General features: G+C 39.5%; 17 protein-coding genes. 5 read left to right on the top strand and 12 right to left on the bottom strand.

Going from position 1 to position 16856, the window contains the following annotated elements:
• Positions 1–114 precede the first annotated feature (114 nt).
• Positions 115–1089, bottom strand: coding sequence for an elongation factor P--(R)-beta-lysine ligase (gene epmA, locus DC53_RS01730; RefSeq protein ID WP_033031955.1), 975 nt, complete (start codon positions 1087–1089; stop codon positions 115–117).
• A 56-nt stretch (positions 1090–1145) separates the two neighbouring features.
• Complete coding sequence (gene efp, locus DC53_RS01735; RefSeq protein WP_024596699.1) at positions 1146–1712, bottom strand: elongation factor P; 567 nt, start codon at positions 1710–1712, stop codon at positions 1146–1148.
• 41 nt (positions 1713–1753) lie between these two features.
• Here efp and epmB point away from each other — a divergent pair, with 41 nt between their 5' ends.
• A complete protein-coding gene (gene epmB / locus DC53_RS01740; RefSeq protein WP_033031971.1) occupies positions 1754–2767 on the top strand; it encodes an EF-P beta-lysylation protein EpmB in 1014 nt (337 codons plus the stop codon).
• Here epmB and DC53_RS01745 read toward each other — a convergent pair.
• On the bottom strand, positions 2764–2973 hold the full coding sequence (locus tag DC53_RS01745) for a hypothetical protein (RefSeq protein WP_002960797.1): 210 nt from the start codon (positions 2971–2973) through the stop codon (positions 2764–2766). The genes epmB and DC53_RS01745 overlap by 4 nt on opposite strands.
• A gap of 71 nt (positions 2974–3044) precedes the next feature.
• Between DC53_RS01745 and DC53_RS01750 the strand changes: the two genes are divergently transcribed.
• A complete protein-coding gene (locus DC53_RS01750; RefSeq protein ID WP_002960798.1) occupies positions 3045–3335 on the top strand; it encodes a hypothetical protein in 291 nt (96 codons plus the stop codon).
• Between the two features lie 47 nt (positions 3336–3382).
• Here the strand turns inward: DC53_RS01750 and DC53_RS01755 are convergent, their stop codons facing one another.
• The 3 genes from DC53_RS01755 to DC53_RS01765 all read right to left on the bottom strand — a co-directional run bounded on the left by DC53_RS01755 (position 3383) and on the right by DC53_RS01765 (position 4977).
• The gene (locus DC53_RS01755; protein ID WP_007378815.1) at positions 3383–3874 is read right to left on the bottom strand and encodes a DUF3016 domain-containing protein; all 492 of its coding nucleotides are present in this window, start codon (positions 3872–3874) and stop codon (positions 3383–3385) included.
• 121 nt (positions 3875–3995) lie between these two features.
• Positions 3996–4445 (bottom strand): low molecular weight protein-tyrosine-phosphatase, encoded by a 450-nt coding sequence (locus DC53_RS01760; protein ID WP_008137282.1) that lies wholly within the window; start codon positions 4443–4445, stop codon positions 3996–3998.
• 25 nt (positions 4446–4470) lie between these two features.
• Positions 4471–4977 (bottom strand): DUF3087 domain-containing protein, encoded by a 507-nt coding sequence (locus DC53_RS01765; protein WP_007378817.1) that lies wholly within the window; start codon positions 4975–4977, stop codon positions 4471–4473.
• Positions 4978–5123: 146 nt separating this feature from the next.
• On the opposite strand from DC53_RS01765, the gene DC53_RS01770 reads away from it, so the two are divergent.
• From DC53_RS01770 to DC53_RS01780, 3 genes are read left to right on the top strand one after another with little or no spacing between them, the layout of a single operon-like run.
• Positions 5124–5759 carry an energy transducer TonB gene (locus tag DC53_RS01770; RefSeq protein WP_033031953.1) on the top strand — a complete coding sequence of 212 codons (636 nt, stop codon included), beginning with the start codon at positions 5124–5126 and terminating at the stop codon, positions 5757–5759.
• Between the two features lie 14 nt (positions 5760–5773).
• Positions 5774–6367: a sigma-70 family RNA polymerase sigma factor gene (locus tag DC53_RS01775; RefSeq protein WP_033031951.1), complete on the top strand. Its 594-nt coding sequence runs from the start codon at positions 5774–5776 to the stop codon at positions 6365–6367.
• Positions 6354–6977, top strand: coding sequence for a hypothetical protein (locus DC53_RS01780; RefSeq protein ID WP_008137275.1), 624 nt, complete (start codon positions 6354–6356; stop codon positions 6975–6977). Before DC53_RS01775 ends, DC53_RS01780 begins: the two co-directional genes overlap by 14 nt.
• A gap of 55 nt (positions 6978–7032) precedes the next feature.
• On the opposite strand, the gene drt4 is transcribed toward DC53_RS01780, so the two are convergent.
• From drt4 to DC53_RS01810, 6 genes are all read right to left on the bottom strand, one after another.
• Complete coding sequence (drt4, locus tag DC53_RS01785) at positions 7033–8676, bottom strand: antiviral reverse transcriptase Drt4 (protein WP_007378821.1); 1644 nt, start codon at positions 8674–8676, stop codon at positions 7033–7035.
• A gap of 563 nt (positions 8677–9239) precedes the next feature.
• Positions 9240–10310 carry a hypothetical protein gene (locus tag DC53_RS01790; protein WP_033031949.1) on the bottom strand — a complete coding sequence of 357 codons (1071 nt, stop codon included), beginning with the start codon at positions 10308–10310 and terminating at the stop codon, positions 9240–9242.
• 564 nt (positions 10311–10874) lie between these two features.
• Entirely contained in the window at positions 10875–11738 is an 864-nt protein-coding gene (locus tag DC53_RS01795; RefSeq protein ID WP_033031947.1) for a hypothetical protein, read from the bottom strand.
• 111 nt (positions 11739–11849) lie between these two features.
• A complete protein-coding gene (locus tag DC53_RS01800; RefSeq protein WP_033031945.1) occupies positions 11850–13226 on the bottom strand; it encodes a Na+/H+ antiporter NhaC family protein in 1377 nt (458 codons plus the stop codon).
• Positions 13227–13417: 191 nt separating this feature from the next.
• Positions 13418–15076, bottom strand: a complete 1659-nt coding sequence (pbp4b, locus tag DC53_RS01805; protein ID WP_033031943.1) for a penicillin binding protein PBP4B — start codon at positions 15074–15076, stop codon at positions 13418–13420.
• A gap of 9 nt (positions 15077–15085) precedes the next feature.
• Complete coding sequence (locus DC53_RS01810; protein ID WP_033031941.1) at positions 15086–16261, bottom strand: exo-beta-N-acetylmuramidase NamZ family protein; 1176 nt, start codon at positions 16259–16261, stop codon at positions 15086–15088.
• Between the last annotated feature and the right edge of the window lie 595 nt (positions 16262–16856).

The following is a 16856-nucleotide window of genomic DNA, read 5'->3' as shown; positions in this document are numbered from 1 at the left end:
TAGAGCTTGCTCACGTGAGAAGCGAAGCTTCTTATTACTTTAAACTAACCAAATAAAAAGACCTTAAGGCTTCGCTTTAACGCGCCAGCAAGCTGTGCGCCTACAAGTCCAGCATTACGCTCTTTGCACATCAAACGCGATTACGTCTTTAATTTTTTCTTTATTTGTTGCGAGCATTACCAATCTATCTATACCCAAAGCCACCCCTGCGCACTGTGGTAATCCATGCTCCAGCGCTTTAATTAAACGCTTATCCATTGGTACTTGCTTTAAACCGTTTTCAGCGCGGTATGCGTTATCTTCATTAAAACGTTTAGCTTGCTCACTAGCATTTGTGAGTTCGTTAAAGCCGTTAGCCAATTCCATATTTTTATAATAAAGCTCAAAGCGCCCTGCTACACGTGTATCGTGTTCACAAATTTGTGCCAGTGCCGCTTGAGAAGCTGGAAAGTGATACACAAAACATGGCTTATCTTGCCCTATTGTGGGCTCTACTTTCATACAAAATAATAATTGCAGTAAGGTATCTTTATGCGTTTCATTTTGGGCTATATCAGCAAACCCCTGCTCACACGCTAGTTGCTTTAATTGCTCTATGCTTGCTGTTAACGGATCGAGCCCAAGTGCTTGTTCAAACGCTTGCTGATAGGTAAGCCTTGTTGCAGGCTCGACATCTAAAACAAGCCGCATTAGCTCATCCATTTCATCCATAAGTGCAAATTCATCAAAGCCTGGGCGATACCATTCCAGCATTGTAAATTCAGGATTGTGATGACTACCGGCTTCTTCATTTCTAAATGCTTTACAAAGCTGAAAAATAGCGCCTGAGCCTGCCGCTAACAAGCGTTTCATAGCAAACTCTGGAGATGTTTGTAAAAATAGAGGAAGCCCACCTGCGTGCCCTGGGCCTACAAATTTAGTATTAAAACTGGCTAAGTGTACATCGGTTACACTGGCACTACTCAAACTTGGTGTTTCGACTTCCATTACATCACGCGTATAAAAAAACTCACGAATGCTACGTAATATCGCTGCACGTTGTTTTAGTGTTTCAATGCTTGCGCTTGGGGCCCAAAGATCTGCTGACATATTTTCTCCAAAAAAAATCCCAGCTTAAGCTGGGATTTTATAAACAATGTTAAAGCTTACTTAACACGGCTTACGTATTCACCGTTACGAGTGTCTACTTTAATTACTTCGCCAATTTGTACGAATAATGGAACTCGTACTACAGCGCCTGTACTAAGCGTTGCTGGTTTACCACCAGTGCCCGCTGTATCGCCCTTAAGGCCAGGATCTGTTTCAGTGATCTCAAGCTCAACAAAGTTAGGTGGTGTAACAGCAATAGGGCTGCCGTTCCATAATGTGATTGTACATAAATCATTTTCAACTAACCATTTAACAGCATCGCCTAGTGCTTTTTCGTCAGCGGCAATTTGCTCAAATGTTTCGTTGTTCATGAAATGCCAAAATTCGCCGTCTGTGTATAGATACGCTAAATCTGTATCCATTACATCAGCACCTTCAACTGATTCACCCGATTTAAAGGTTTTTTCAAGCACCTTACCAGAGATAAGTTTACGGATACGAACACGGTTGAACGCCTGGCCTTTACCAGGTTTTACCATTTCATTTTCTAAGATACTGCAAGGCTCGCCGTCCATCATAATTTTTAGGCCGCCCTTGAACTCGTTGGTGCTATAATTCGCCATCGTTTCCTCTATTTATATTTTTTCGAGTAATCTACATGCCAATGATACAAAGAAATGAAGCAAATTTGCATAAAAACTGGCAAAAAGAATTAGCAAATGTAGTTACCTGCCCAAAGACCTTGCTTGAAATGGTCGGTTTATCGAGCCAAGTCCATGAAAACGACCTAAAAGCCCGCAGTTTATTTCCGGTACGCGTGCCTATCCCTTTTATAAAAAAAATACGCAAAGGCGATCCAAACGATCCTCTTTTATTGCAAGTCATGCCACGCCATCAAGAATTTTTGACTAAATCGGGTTTTAATAAAGATCCCCTACTTGAGCAAGATAACGAACAACCCGGCCTTTTACATAAGTATAAATCGCGTGTTTTAGTAATGTTTAAAACCGGCTGTGCAGTCAATTGTCGTTACTGCTTTAGAAGGCATTTTCCATATCAAGAAAACCAACTTAATAAAAAAAGCCTGCTTGAAACACTAAGCTACATAAAATCTGATGCCAATATAAACGAAGTGATTTTAAGTGGTGGCGATCCGCTGATGGCCAAAGACGATGCAATAAGCTGGTTTTTAGATGAGCTTGAGCAATTACCACAAATTAAACGAATGCGAATTCATAGTCGTTTACCAGTAGTTATACCCACGCGGGTTACCGATGAGTTATGTGAGCGATTAGCAAAATCGCCATTAAAAATTATTTTTATTAATCACATAAACCACGCCAACGAAATAGACGCTGACTTTAAAGCTGCTATGCAAAAGCTTAAACAAGCAAACGTAACGCTTTTAAATCAAGCTGTAATTTTAAAAGATGTGAACGATACGCTCGATGCGCAAATAAATTTAAGCGAAGCGTTATTTGACGCAGACGTATTACCGTATTATTTGTATTTGCTCGATAAAGTTGAAGGGGCCAGCCACTTTGATATTAACGAAGAAGACGCAATAAAAATAATGGCAGAGCTATTAAAAGCCCTGCCTGGATTTTTAGTGCCTAAATTAGTGAGAGAAATAGGTGGTCAAAAAAGTAAAACACCTATCGATCTTAAGCTAATTTAAACATATATATTTACGTTGTTACCCAATGATGCAGTTACCGACTTAGCCGGTGTTTGTGCACTTGACGATTGTGCAGCACCTTCAATAAGTGCAAGTGCTGCTGCGCCATCTGCTAGTTGCTGCTTTTTAGATAAAGCAGCGCTATAAAGCTCACTGCCTTGGCCTGAGCCAGAAACAGCGGGTAAGCTTGTGCCTGATATATTCATATAACAAACCTGACTTTTAAATGTAATCCAAGTATTATGTCGGCCATGCAGTACAAAGCTTTAGGAAAACCATGGATTCAATTATTGAACAACTCAATACTAATTTAAAAATTGTTTATCGTCAGGCGCTTGATGCCGACAAAAAACTCGATGAACTACAACAGCAAGGCCATGGCAAATTTAAAGCCTTATTTGCACAAGATGCTGGTTTTAGCTTTGAAGCTAAACGCTTTAAGCCGTATGTTCTTGACGTAGCCGCTGACGTTGAAAGCTTATCTAACGATGGTTTTGATGAAGAAAAACTTAAAACAACCGTTATTAAGTTACAACAAATACTCACGCTGTTAGCTACTTTTAAGTAAAGCTTAAAAATAAAAATGCCGCTATTTAGCGGCATTTTTATTTTAAGTTAATCTAAACTTGGTAATATTTGTTCACCAAACCACTGCGTTAATAAGCGTTTTTCGTAATAAAATGATTCTTCGCGGCCCATTTTAATTTTATCCATAAAGCCCATATCTTTAAGCTCTACATCACTGCCTTTATTAAGTACGCTACCATCTTTATCTGTTAACGAATAATTGAGCTTAATGCGCGGAAAATAGATTGGTTTTACTACACGTATTTCATCCATACCGCCGTATCGCACATCACCGGCTAAATCTAAATCAGTGAACTCTACGTTTAATTTATAACCTTTTGGTAGCTGCTCAGCAAGCTTAGCCATATGTTTTTCAAAGCTACTTGCAATGTGTTTATGATACGACCCTCTGGCTTGATTCGACGCTCGTACATCACGATAATCGTTAAAGTCATGCCATTTAACAATAGACTCCCCAGCATGAGCAAATACAGGGAGTGCTATACACATTGTCATTGCTATTTTCTTAACTGAATTCATATCGTTCTCCAAAAAGGTGTACCAATTACAATAGAGTGAATTGCAATAAGCCCAGTATTCATACCTAAATTACCAATGGCATATTAACAGTCATTCATTAACTATAACTTAACCATACCTTTTAAATTTTTGACAGTATTTTGTCGCTTGCGGCTTCAATTAAATCAAGCACATTTTCAAAGCCATCATCACCGCCGTAATAAGGATCGGGAATCGCACTAACGCTCTGTTCACCAAACTCTAAAAACAACGCTAATTTGTACTGTAAATGCGCAGGGCACTGGGCTTTTAAATCAGCTAAATTTTGTGTATCGGCCGCTAAAATTAAATCAAATTCAGTAAAGTCACTTGTGCGTACTTTACGCGAATAAATACCTTTAAAACTATAACCACGTTTTTCGCCTGCAGCCATTGAGCGGCTATCAGGCGTTTTACCTTCGTGATAACCAATAGTGCCAGCCGAATCAACTTTAACATCAACACCTAGCTTTTTAGCGCGGGCTTTTAATACCGCCTCTGCGGTTGGCGAGCGGCAAATATTACCTAAACAAACAACTAATATTTTTTTCATTAGACACTCCTTTAAACATTAAAAACTAAAACTGTTTTAAAATGCTCGCATCATACTCATCAGCATTTAGCGTTACGTTATGTTGCGCTGCAACAGATTCAAGCTCAGCTTGTTTAATGGCTAAATCGTCCATGGTGATTAGATTATCGTCTAGCTGCCACAATAACCGAGAGCCCGCGTAGCTATAATGAATAGCTAATAACGCATCGGCATTGCCTTCACGGCCAGCGGCTTTTAACTTAGCCATTTTACGGGTTATTTTATTAAGTGCTTTTTTAAGTTCCCACACATAAACAACTTCAGTCATAAAGCTATGTGTACGGTATTTATGAAGTAACCACGCAAGCCCAACGCTTGTAATAGCAACACCTATTAAGTTCCAATGAAAGTGGCTACCACTTTCATCAGGAAATAAAGCAATCAGCGTTTGCGATATAGCCAAGCTGCCTACAGCCAAACCAATACCACATCCTGCAATAACACGGTTTAAATGTTTACGATAACGCGCTTTATTTATTTCAATGAGTTGCATAACAGCCTAAAAAGTTAATAAGTAAAAGAATGCGAATGGCTATTGTAACTAAACCCCAGATTTTTTATAAAATTATTTCACCCCTTTTTGATTTGCCACCCGTTATAGCTTTGAAAACACCCTAATGCATTAATTTGGAGCGGCTTATGCACACACTTGAAGTACCTAACAACCCAGTATTTATTAAAACATCGACCGCCGTTATTGGCGGCGCCGCAATGACCTTTGCAGCTTTTGCGTTTATGCAATATTTAATAAGTGGCGAGCAACGCGCACCGGTTAAACCAGGGGGCAATATTATAGTAGAGATTTTTCAGGCACCTGAGGATTCAAAAGTCAGGCATATACAAAAAATACAGCCGCCACCGCCAATGCCTAAAGTGCCGCCAAAAGCACCACCGCTTGATACATCAGCCGATCCTGTGTTGGCAATTAGCGACTTTACGCCAGTTACAATTGATGATTTTGGTGACGACATTAATAATACCATTAATCGCCCAACAGGGGATGCAACACCCATAGTGCGCATAAACCCTAAATACCCAACCACAGCCGCGCGCGATGGTATTGAAGGTTGGGTGCAACTAAGCTTTAGTATTTCGCCAACGGGGGAAGTAATCGACCCAGTAGTTATTAACGCCGAACCCAAACGCACCTTTAATCGCGAAGCAATAAGAGCAATTAAACGCTGGAAATATCGCCCCAAAGTAATTGAAGGTGTGGCACAATTACAAACAGGTCAAACCGTACAGCTCGATTTTAAATTAGATAACTCTATTTAATGGACTAAACGCCTATGCTACTAAGTATTAAGTCATGGTTATTTGAAACGCCAAGCAAGGACTGCATGGCAAGTTACGCAAAAAGTGGCGAAAATCGTTACTTAGAGCAGCTTATTGCCCTCTACAGTAACGACTTATACCACTACCTTGTTACGCAATCTAATACGCATTTAGCATACGACGTAAGCCAACAAACATGGCTAAAAGTAATCGAAAAACGCCACCTTTACCAAGCGCAAACCACACCTAAAGCGTGGTTGTTTAAACTTGCCCGCAACACACTCATTGACGAATACCGCAAGCAACAGCACTTTGTAGAGTTTGACGAAAATACGTATTTAGCAGCACAAAATGATAAAAGCGAAAACGACTTAACTAGTCGAGACTCGCATATAGGCAGCTCAAACATAAGCTATGACGCGTTCGACGCCGCGCTAAAACAACTCAGCTTTGTACAGCGCGAAGCCATAACCTTGCAACAAGAAGGCTTTTCGCTCACCGACATAGAGCTTATAACGCAAAGCAGCCTTGAGACCATTAAAACAAGGCTGCGTTATGCCAAGCAAAACCTTAAACGTTTATTAGGAGCAAACAATGAACAAGCCTGATGAGCCGCTTGATCAAAAGCTCACACAACACTTTAAAGAGCGAAAAGCGCGCACTACACTTACAAGCGCTCAGCAAAAAGCGCTACTTAATAACGCTGTGCATGCAAAGCCTAAAAAGATCGGCTTTACGCTACAGCTAACCAGCCTAGCCTGCGCACTGGGTGTGTTTGCATTTATTGTGTTTGATAATAACAACAGCATAAATACCACGCCTAAAACCGTACATAACACCGCACTTAACACTATAGATATTCACGACTATTCAATTATAAAAACACACGAAATAAACCAAGCTGGTAGCTACGCAAGCTCCATAAACGAGCAAAAACACGCGCTTGATAGTCAATTAGCTAACGATTTACGCCGCCACCAACAACGCCATATAGAATACGGCACTCTAGTGAAGGTAGATAACGACTGGTACATAGCCAGCTGTAACGACGAGGTACTCGTGCAAATTAAGTATTCGCTGTTGAGTGATTTAAAAGGTAAACACGCAGTAGAAAGTGGTCTAAATACGGGTGATATGCTCGCTATGGCGCATAACGGTAAAGGGCAAATTATTGCGCTTAAACATGCGGGAGCTGGGGTTAGGCAGTGTGGGGCTTAGGTGATAATTTAATTTTACGACCTAATAGAATTAGGTCGTAACTGTTTATTAGAAACTAAAAAGCAGGTGAGTCCCCATTAGGTTTTTCATTAACCGGTATCCCCTTAATTTCTGAAAATACTTTTTTAAATGCGTTAGTTCCCATTTCACTATGAATTTCATCACATTTTTTTTCAGCTTCAGTAAGCGTATTTTTAGGTATAAAATTAACCTTGTGTTTTTTCAAACACTCAAATACTTTGTCATCATACGGATTATCAATTAAGCCCTTTAGGTATAGTTGGTAAAGTAATAACCAATAGTTATCTTTTTCGTAGTTATCACCATCATCAATTATAGTTTGTGCGAACTCAACGATCATTTCATTGAAGTCATGCATTTCTAATAACAAAGTAATTGCAACACAATCACCACTCGCAATGACCTTTTCAGCCGTTTCTGTTTTTGGGATGACGTTATTAATTAACATCGTGTGAAGCGGCCAAGACATACCATCAGATCGGAACTTATCAGCATTTTCTCTTATTATTACATTTAATTGTTGCTCGAAAACCCCTGCACTTATCTCTGCTTTGCCTAATAATTTGTCAAATAACGGGAGTAAAACTGGGTAGTGCCACGATAGGTTCAGAAGAGCTTCCAATAAACTTACATTAGCACCTTCATCTAAGTAATTAATGATTAATGATATTGCATACTTTAATACACTTCCATCAGGCGTACTTTTATTTATCCCAATAGCTTTATTTAAAAACGTAAGCGCTTCATCAGCAGATAGCTGGGGCTCGCTTTCGCCTGCATTACCCAAGCGACTTGGTAGTGCACCTCTCAAATCTAACACCCATTCATCTTCAAAAGCCGCTGGTAACTCTATTATCGATGTTTTCTTTAAGTTCAGTGTCAGCTTATATAGAGCAAGAGAGTTAGATAAATCTTGGATGAAGTTTTGAGCGTCTTCGCTAGTCAAGCAGTAGCAAGTATAATCATCTATATATCGATGAAACTCATAATTTTTACTTATTAAGGCTTCGTCAATTTTACCTAAGATTAACTCGCTCACAATACTAGAGGCTGCAGAACCTATTGGTATTCCCTGAGTTTCATTACGCTTAGTTTTTCGTTGGTAGGTATCTAAACGGTTAAACCATTCTTTGCTTTTTTGTTGTGCTTTAGCCTCTTTAACTCCAACAGCAGCCCATGCAATCGCATGAGAATAAATACTATTAAAACAGTTAGCTATATCAGTGTGAACTCTAAATCGTTTTGCAAAAGAAGAAGTATGCGAGCGACTAATTTTTACGAATGGAGCTTCATAATTCATTACAACCAATCGCTTTTCACTGTGATGAAACTCAGGCTTAATTATACTATTTGCGTTCTCAGTAACGCATTTCAGCTCTCCCCAATTCTCATGTATACACTTGGCTAGTGATGAGTAAGCTCTGGGATGAACAAGTCCCAATACTCTAGGCACGTTATTATATCTTGTAGCCTTATATTCAACTAAGTCATAACCAGATCTGCCTTTAGTCTCTTCAAGCTTAGAAATAGCCTCTGCCACCTCTGGTGTAAATTGCCTTGTATCTAGACTCGGTGGTAACTCACCTATATTTGCTCGTTGATTTGGAAAATAGTTGTATCTAGTTAGAGCTTCATATAAAGCCCTTTTATCATCTGTATCACCAAAAATCTGGCTCATAAACATTCCTTTGCGTATTTTTTGTATAAGTATCTTATCTGAATTCACTGTTTATTAAAGTGAAAAAACATAAAGCCGTATCTTGTTTCTTGTAAAACTAAAATACAAATATCGCGCTTAATAGCACGACTCTAAAATCAGTAGTAGACGAGTACTCTAGTGCGTAAATACTGCATTTTACTTTTCTAGCTAACGCTCGACGCGCTAGCAAGCTATGCGCCTACAAAAAATATACATATACTTGGCTTTATAGGTGCAAACTACATTGGAGATTCGTTGGGTTTTGTACTGCTCAATCTACGTATGCTAAAAGTATCAGGCCATCATCAAATAAGCTCGCGATAGCCGTGTTTTAACACCGGTAAGTAAGTCCTCCCGATGCAATAGAAAATACGTCGCCGCTCATAGATAAGATTACAAAAAGGGATCCATGGCAATACCTCTTGGCTGAAGCTTTATACGTCACAAAATCTAAAATAAAGTTTTTAAATACTCAAAGTAAAAAACTAAACCTTAGAGCAGTAATTTGAATTGAAACTCAATACTTCTCAATTCAATACTCACTAATAATCTCGTATATAGCGATAATCAAATTCAGTACTATCTAATACTATACAATGATCATTAAAGTCGTCGCTGTTCATACTCTGTATGTCAATAATAACCGATTGCTCTTCTATATTTTTAGCAAAGCTCATTAGAAGCTGTTTGCCTCTCTTCGCATCAATTAGACAGCCAAATTCATAAATACTATAAAGCATAGCAAATTCATCACCTGCTTTTTCGGCTTGTAATAATAAAGCCTGGCCTTTTTCGTTATTAAGTATTTTTCCTAAAATAAATTGTGCGCGCGGGTTTTTCTTTTCATTAGCTAGGTAACGTAATATTACTAAAGCTTGGAAGCTATCTTGTGGGTAGGCACCTTTATAATATCCTCGCTCATCGAAGTGTCTTCCTGACTGATACGCATAAGCATATGTTAATGCTTTTTTGGTGCTCATAGAGGCGAGGTTTTCATTACTTGTTTCAATATGCTTACTGCGAAATTCAGCGGCACGCTGCTGATGTTGTTGTACCTCAATATCAATATGCTGCTGTTGCTGAAAAATAACGATACCTATTGCCGTGATAAAACCTGCAACAAGCGTTAAAACACTAACGACAGGAAGTACAATGAACCATCTATTTTTTAGCTTTTTTTGTTTTTGATAATCGGCAGATTCAAATAATTTATCAAATTCTTTATGGTCGTGCATTGATACATTAATGCGTGATATGTAGGCAGCTCCCCATGCGCCAAAAATATAAACCCCAACTAAAATAACCGCTAAAACGCCACCAACAAGAATAATCTGCAAATCCCACGCTACAAATACAATACAAGCATGAGCAATTAAACCTATTAGCGAAAATAAACGCTCGTATCCTCGACCATGAAACCGTACAGCTGCACCAACTAATGCACCACTAATGAGTAACATCACAGGACCTGCAGCTGGTTTTAACTCAAACAGAAATGCCCATAGAACTAAAATAGGAACACTCCAGAATGCAGCACCTAAAGCAGCTGAAAGTGCATTTTGTTTTGATATTTTTTGAAGTGCACTCTGTTTAGAATCTAGATCCATTTTCATTATTAGCCTTATTACTTTTTAAATTAATCATAATACAACTCGATATCAGTTTCAGCATTACTTGCTTACTGCATGAATTAAAAGAGTAAAGAATTGTTAAAAATAATTTTTAAGCTCACAATAACAAAAATACACTTTTTATTAGTTTGCTTGTGACTTAAAGTCCCTCAAATCAAAATGAATAGTCCTTTTTAAGAAGGCATAGGGCGGATTTTGTTTTATACAAAACTAAAACACAGATGTCATGCTTAATACTATGATTCTGAAATCAGTAGTTGATGCGTAACCTAGTGCGTAAATACTAAATCTAACTTTTCGGGCTAACGCCCGACGCGCTAGCAAGCTATGCGCCTACAAAAGATATACATATACTTAGCTTTATAGGTGCAAACCGCATTGTAGAACAGTTCGGTTTCGTGTCACTCAACCCAACCTATGTACGCTTTTTTTAAACAAAAAAACCTACGGTTAAGCAGGCTTTTAACTATGTAAAAATCGTATTTTTTAATACAAACATACTTGTTACTAAGTACGCTAAAAACGTAAGATCGCAATCAAATAGCGTTATCTGATAATTTTCGGCTTAATGTTACTCAAGTCTAACTGAATCGTCATTTCTACATTTTCAGGTTCTACCGCAACATCACTTAAACCTGTTCTAGTAAAATATTCTTCGAAGCCCTGCTGGTATTCAGGAAAAATCTGCGTATACGCAGTAATAAACAAACTCAGTTTTTTAGCTATTATTGGGTAGGTTGCGGCAAGTTCCCGCAATTTTTCAGGTTCAGCAAAGGCAAATTCGGCGTAAGTATTAAAATCATTACCCATAGATGTTTTACCATAATCAGACAAAAAGCCTGCGCTATAATCTGGCGCTAACTCATCTTTTGTAAGTGCCTCAAAATTTGATGCCGCAGCCTTCCAATCTCTATTTAATAAACTTTGCCATGTCATTACGCTAAATGGTGAGTTATTAAATATGAGTGAACTAAGTTCATGATGTACTCCACGATACGCATTTTCATAGTTAGCTTTTGTTCCATTCCATTGTGCAACATTAGATAAAGCTATCCATCTAGATCCATAAGTTCCGCCAGCCGCAGCACCTTCAATAGTTATAGAACCTGCAATGTAGATAGTATCAATTACTTCAGAAATAAATCCTTCTGGGTAAACTCCCAAGGCAGACTCAATCCCATCAAGAGTTTCAGCAGCACTATCTAAAGAGGTTATAGTCACTTCAACATTGACTAAACTTCCCTCTTCTTCGGTAAAATCTTTTGGATAAGATTGCTTTGGATCATCTGTTTTTATATTGAGCTGGTATGTTTTACCCAATCGTTCTGCTTGTTCTGTTTCACTTTCTAGGTAAGAACATGCGTTCAAAAACAATAAAAAACTAAAAAGGACAAAAGCTTTATTTTTCATTTAAACAATCCTTGTTTTGTGCTCTAAAAAAGCCTGCATATTTGCAGGCTTTCAAGGCATTTTATAAATAATTAAAACTCAGTATTTACAGCACACTTTTATAAGACGTTTTTATAACACAAGTATGCTTGTTACTAAGTACGCTATAAACGTCAATGCACCGCCAAATAAGGCGTACGGTAGCTGCGTTTTAACGTGGGTGAGTAAGTCACACCCTGATGCAATAGCTGATACAGCGCTGGTGTCGGATATAGGCGAGCAGTGATCGCCAAATATACCACCACCCAAAATAGCACCTACAACAAGCGATGGTGGTAAACCTAGCGCTTGAATAAGTGGCACACCAATTGGGATTAATATAGCAAACGTGCCCCATGATGTACCCGTAGTAAACGACATAACTGCGCCGGTTAAAAACAGCACCGGTACTATTAAGTAAATAGGTAGGTAGTCGCCAACAAGCGATGCTACAAATACGCCAGTACCCAATTCTTTTAAGCTTGCGCCAAGTGTAAGCGAAAGCAGTACAATGGCGACCAGTGGCATTAATTCGCCCATACCTTTAAAACCGGTATCAACTAATTGATGATGCGTAAATTTACGTGAGCCAATCATTAAAAAGTAAGCGACAACAATGGCTAAAACCGTTGCATATAATACTGATTTAGAACCGCTGCCCTCGGCTAGTACACCATTACCGGTGTAATACATAAAGCCAACCATGCTGGTAATAAGCGTAATAAGCGGGATTAACATGTAACGTGCTTTAGAGCCTTTTACTTCTTCTTTTAAGTCAGTTGTTTGAAGCTCTAGTTTTTGTTCGGCTTCTTTCATTGGGCCGTGCACTTTATCGAACGCGATGGTGTAAAAAACAATGACAAGGGTAATTATGGCGTAAAAGTTATACCCTACGCTGCCCCATAACACCGATACCGCCGACTCACCTAGCTCGTAGTTACCTAACAAACCAAGTACAAACGCACCCCAGCCATTAAGGAGTATTAAAATACACACTGGCGCACTGGTGCTGTCAATAATGTACGCTAGACGCGCTCGGCTCATTTTAAATTTGTCGAATAAGCCACGCGATAAAATACCCGAGGTAAGTACGCTCAGGTTAGATTCTATAAACACCGTAATGCCGGTAAACATGGTTAAAAAGCCCACTTGGCGCTTACTTTTTGCAATACCTTTGTTCATTAGCATATTAACGGTTGCTGCAACGCCGCCAGATTCGCGAATGTAGGCAAGCAAGGCACCTATTAAAATACTAAATATTAATATGCGTGTATTACCTGGCGAGCTGGCAACCGAAATAATACGTTCAATGGTATTTAAAAAAGTGTCAAACAAGCTATTACCTTCGCCCTGAAAGGCGAGTAAAAACTCAGAAGAAGCAACAGCAACAAGTAGCGCCATAATCACTTCTTTTCGCCAAAACACGATAGCAATCGCAATTAGCGGCGGTAAAATAGAATACCAATGCATAAAAAGTTAACCTTAATTATTAGCGAGTAAACCTCGCTTTGTACGCGTTTTAACGCTTATTTGTTAAGCCTAACAACATAAACCGGCTTAGTTTTATAGACCGCTTAGCTTAATGGATTGGCTTACTCAAGTCACCTGTAAATAAATCACTTAAGGTGGCACAGTTAGTACGTTTTAACCTATACGATAGCTTATTGATTTAGTAGCGCTTCATAAATAAGCGACACTACCGATCCGTACTGTGCGGTTTCAAATTGTTTGCCTGTAAATTCGTAACGTTTTTGCGAGCCTTTAATGGCACTATGGCGAGCATTGGTAAGTAAAACAATAGCCAAGTCGTAAGCGGGGTCAATTACGGTCACTGTCCCCGTCCAACCTGTGTGGCCATAAGCCTGCGCGCTTGCATAAGGGCCAAAGTGCCAGCGCCTTGCTTGGTTGTTACCAGCTAGCCTAAAGCCAAGCCCGTAGGTTTCATCGCTTGATTGCGGCGTTAAAAATTGCGCTAAGGCGCTTGCACTAAATAATTGTTGGTCGCCGTAGCCACCATTATTTAGTAATAGCTGGCAAAGCACCGCTAAGTCGTGAGAGTTACTAAATAATCCTGCATGCCCTGCTACGCCATCAAGTGAGTAGTAAGCGCGCTCATCATGCACTTGGCCTTGTAAAACATTGGTGCGAACATTATCAAACTTAATGCGCCCGTCTCGTGTGTTGCCGCTAAGCTCAGTGGCTGCAAATTGCTGCGGCTTAAAGCCTTTTTTAAGTGGATTAAATAACGTGTTAGTTAATTTTAGTGGTGCGTACACTTGCTGCTCTAGATATTCGTCAAGGGGCTGCCCAGTTATGCGCTCAATGAGTACGCCTAAAATCATGTAATCAATATCTGAGTAAATAGGCTGCCCAGATGATTTACTACTAAAAGGGACGCTGGTAAGTAATAGCTGTTTGGTGGTTTTACTGTTTTGCGAATAAAACGCGTCGCCATTGCTGCCATCTTTACGATGAAAGTCAAATACTTGCGGGTATCCGGCGCTGTGAGTGAGTAAGTCTTTTACTGTGCGCTTTGCTCGCCCTTCGCCTTTATATTCGCTTAGGTAGCTTTGCACGGGTTTATTAATATTTAACAGCCCTTCGCTTACTAATTTCATAAGTGCAAAGTTGGTGGCAAATATTTTGGTGTTTGAGGCAAGATCAAACAAAGTATTAGTTTGCATGGGCTCTGGGCGAAGTAGCATTAAATCACTTTGCTGGTACTGCTTTGCATCGCCATAGGCGGTTAACTTTATTAGCTCGCCATTTTTAATAACGGCCAACACAGCCCCAGGAAAACCCGCTTTTACATCGCGTTCAATTAATGTGTCTACTTCAGTAAAATCTATATGCTTTTTTGGTTCATCGCTTAAAGTAGGAAATGCAAAACGCAGTGTTAAGCTTGCGCCAGCAGGGAGAATATTTTCAACTTTAAAAGTATTAACACCGTTGTGAGTATTTTTTGCCAAACTGTAATTGTATAAGGTGTTGGCGCTTAGCTGGTTAACGTCGAGCTTTTGATTATTAATATAAATATCGGCGCTTTGTGCGTTGTGGTTTTGTATTAATAATTGCCCGCGCCCTTTGTAAGCTTTAAACGTTCCTCGGTTATTTACATAAAACCGGCTACTTGGATTTACCTCAGGAAACGTTACAACCACTTGTGCATTAGGCAGCTCTACAAGTTGGCTTTTTGTAAGTGGTAGCACCGAGCTAATAGGTTCAGGTGGTGTACTGCAACCCACAATAATAAAGCTTAACGCCCCTATAAATGCTTGTTTGATATAACCACACCTTTGATTTTTTAAAGCGATAAACATGCTTAGCCCTTATTTATATAGCAAGTAAGGCGCTCTTTGCGCTTTAAATTGCGCAAGCCCCGCCTGCCAGCTTTGCTTTATTTGCGCTTCTGATTGCCCTGCTTCAATAGCTAAGCGTAATTTATTAGTACCCGCTAGTTTATCCATAAAGTCAGCGCGCTCAAAAAACGAGATGTTATTTTTACTAAGCTCCGTGTACGCATTTATTAAGTAAGTTAAATTTAGGCCTGAAATATTTGCCTGTCTTAAATCGAGCCCTTGCACAGTTTGGTTTTTAAATTTAGGGTTTAAAGCAGCGCCTTTAATTGCGCGCGGTGTAAAATTAAAATCACCTAATGCAACTGGCGAATAGCCAATTACTTGAAACGCAAAGTCGGTGCCTCTGCCAATACTGATAGGCGTTGCCTCAAAAAAGCAAAGCGACGGGTAAAGCGCAATGGCCTGATCGTTAGGTAAATTAGGGCTGGGTTTTATAGGCAAGCTGTAAGTACTTTTGCGAGTGTAATGATCAACTGGGATCACGGTTAAATTTAAATCGGACGCTTTATTGATCCAGCCCTCACCCTTGATCATTTTGGCAAGTTCGCCAACTGTCATTCCGTGTAAAACAGGAATTGGGTGCATGCCTACAAACGATTTAAATTCTGGCTCTAATATTGGCCCATTAACGTAGGTAATATTTGGGTTGGGTCTGTCGAGTACTAAAAATTCTATCCCCTGCTCTGCAGCGGCTTCCATCATGTAGTGCATAGAGCTTATGTAGGTATAAAAACGTACTCCCACATCTTGAATATCAAAAATAATCACATCAACATCGACTAAAGCAGCTTGGCTTGGTTTTTTATTTTTACCGTAAATAGAAATAAGCGGAATCCCAGTTTTGCTATCAACGGCATTTTTTACATGTGCGCCCGCATCGTGATCGCCGCGAAAGCCATGCTCAGGTGCAAAAATTTTAGTTATATTAATATTTTTAGTCAGCAGCGCATCTACCAAGTGAGTGTGCCATACCATTGATGTTTGATTAACTACTAGCCCTACACGTTTATTTTTTAACTGCGGTAAATATTTAGCATATTGCTGCGCACCTACTACAAGTGAGTTGTTAGCTTCGTTGGCTTGCACGCTTGCAATAAAAGTGGCGCTAAAAATAAAAAATAACGTAATAAATAGGGTTTTAAACATACTGCAATATCCTTTTAAACAAGGTGTTTAAAATAACATAGGTAATATTAAAGAGCAGCTTTAGAAAGGGGTTAAGTGGGCTTAGATATAGTGATTAGAAGCTGGCGCTTCTCACGCGAGCAAGCTCAGCGTCTACAACGGATAAATAAGCTCGGAGTTTGAATTTAAAAGATTGGGCTGGTTTTGCTTGTAGGCGTGCAGCTTGCTGACGCGACAAACAACGATCGTAAACTTGCTGTGAATTTTATAGATTAGAAGCTGCCTCTTCTCACGCGAGCAAGCTCAGCGTCTACAACGAATGAATAAGCTTGGAGTTTAGATTTAAAGATTAGGGATGGTTTTGCTTGTAGGCGTGCAGCTTGCTGACGCGACGAGCGAAGCTCGTAAATAAAGTCTCAGTTAAATCGGTAGTAAATGATTAGAAGCTGGCGCTTCTCACGCGAGCAAGCTCAGCGTCTACAGCGGATAAATAAACTTGGAGTTTAGATTTAAAGATTAGGGATGGCTTTACTTGTAGGCGTGCAGCTTGCTGACGCGACGAGCGAAGCTCGTAAATAAAGTATCAGTTATATCGGTGGTAAGTGATTAGAAGCTG

Origin of the sequence: Pseudoalteromonas fuliginea (assembly GCF_000690055.1) — a bacterium.
GTDB lineage: Bacteria > Pseudomonadota > Gammaproteobacteria > Enterobacterales > Alteromonadaceae > Pseudoalteromonas > Pseudoalteromonas fuliginea.
Note: the sequence above shows the minus strand (reverse complement) of the source record. Positions and strands in the feature narration are given on the sequence as shown.

What these genes read in the sequence shown, in the direction of transcription:
- epmA (WP_033031955.1), bottom strand. Translation starts at nt 1,089, where the DNA reads ATGTCAGCAGATCTTTGGGCCCCAAGCGCAAGCATTGAAACACTAAAA.
- efp (WP_024596699.1), bottom strand. Translation starts at nt 1,712, where the DNA reads ATGGCGAATTATAGCACCAACGAGTTCAAGGGCGGCCTAAAAATTATG.
- epmB (WP_033031971.1), top strand. Translation starts at nt 1,754, where the DNA reads ATGATACAAAGAAATGAAGCAAATTTGCATAAAAACTGGCAAAAAGAA.
- DC53_RS01745 (WP_002960797.1), bottom strand. Translation starts at nt 2,973, where the DNA reads ATGAATATATCAGGCACAAGCTTACCCGCTGTTTCTGGCTCAGGCCAA.
- DC53_RS01750 (WP_002960798.1), top strand. Translation starts at nt 3,045, where the DNA reads ATGGATTCAATTATTGAACAACTCAATACTAATTTAAAAATTGTTTAT.
- DC53_RS01755 (WP_007378815.1), bottom strand. Translation starts at nt 3,874, where the DNA reads ATGAATTCAGTTAAGAAAATAGCAATGACAATGTGTATAGCACTCCCT.
- DC53_RS01760 (WP_008137282.1), bottom strand. Translation starts at nt 4,445, where the DNA reads ATGAAAAAAATATTAGTTGTTTGTTTAGGTAATATTTGCCGCTCGCCA.
- DC53_RS01765 (WP_007378817.1), bottom strand. Translation starts at nt 4,977, where the DNA reads ATGCAACTCATTGAAATAAATAAAGCGCGTTATCGTAAACATTTAAAC.
- DC53_RS01770 (WP_033031953.1), top strand. Translation starts at nt 5,124, where the DNA reads ATGCACACACTTGAAGTACCTAACAACCCAGTATTTATTAAAACATCG.
- DC53_RS01775 (WP_033031951.1), top strand. Translation starts at nt 5,774, where the DNA reads ATGCTACTAAGTATTAAGTCATGGTTATTTGAAACGCCAAGCAAGGAC.
- DC53_RS01780 (WP_008137275.1), top strand. Translation starts at nt 6,354, where the DNA reads ATGAACAAGCCTGATGAGCCGCTTGATCAAAAGCTCACACAACACTTT.
- drt4 (WP_007378821.1), bottom strand. Translation starts at nt 8,676, where the DNA reads ATGAGCCAGATTTTTGGTGATACAGATGATAAAAGGGCTTTATATGAA.
- DC53_RS01790 (WP_033031949.1), bottom strand. Translation starts at nt 10,310, where the DNA reads ATGAAAATGGATCTAGATTCTAAACAGAGTGCACTTCAAAAAATATCA.
- DC53_RS01795 (WP_033031947.1), bottom strand. Translation starts at nt 11,738, where the DNA reads ATGAAAAATAAAGCTTTTGTCCTTTTTAGTTTTTTATTGTTTTTGAAC.
- DC53_RS01800 (WP_033031945.1), bottom strand. Translation starts at nt 13,226, where the DNA reads ATGCATTGGTATTCTATTTTACCGCCGCTAATTGCGATTGCTATCGTG.
- pbp4b (WP_033031943.1), bottom strand. Translation starts at nt 15,076, where the DNA reads ATGTTTATCGCTTTAAAAAATCAAAGGTGTGGTTATATCAAACAAGCA.
- DC53_RS01810 (WP_033031941.1), bottom strand. Translation starts at nt 16,261, where the DNA reads ATGTTTAAAACCCTATTTATTACGTTATTTTTTATTTTTAGCGCCACT.